The organism is Pseudotenacibaculum sp. MALMAid0570 (genome assembly GCF_040151415.1).
In the GTDB taxonomy this organism is placed as follows: domain Bacteria; phylum Bacteroidota; class Bacteroidia; order Flavobacteriales; family Flavobacteriaceae; genus Polaribacter.
In genome coordinates this window covers 1-396 of record NZ_JBDKWF010000011.1, presented here as the reverse complement: position 1 = coordinate 396, position 396 = coordinate 1, and the positions used below count along the sequence as shown (strand labels likewise).

The 396-nt window shown below is 37.9% G+C and carries 1 protein-coding gene; it reads left to right on the top strand.

Annotated elements, in window-relative coordinates; genetic code table 11:
* A partial coding sequence (locus AAON49_RS00050; protein WP_349551723.1) for a lamin tail domain-containing protein occupies positions 1–396 on the top strand: 396 nt, incomplete at both ends.

The window sequence follows — 396 nt, the reverse complement described above, 5'->3', positions numbered from 1 at the left end:
ACAGGACTTACTGCTAGTACAGCTTATTCTTTTACTGTAAGAGCAAAAGACGCTGCGGGTAATGTTTCTGGTGATAGTAATAGTGTAAATATTACTACGGATGATCCGATTCCTACAGGAACAGCAAGCGATTTATTGTTGTCTGAATATATAGAAGGTTCATCTAATAATAAAGCCTTGGAAATTGCCAATTTTACAGGAAGCGCTGTTGATCTTTCCGCTTACGATCTTAGAAAAGCAACCAACGGTTCTGGTTCTTGGGGAAGTACCTATCAATTATCCGGTACTTTAGCTAATGGTGATGTTTTTGTTATTGCTAATAGCAGTGCTATTGCTGCAATTACAAGTGTAGCTGATGTAACTACTGGTTCAGGTATTGTTACCTTTAACGGAAAT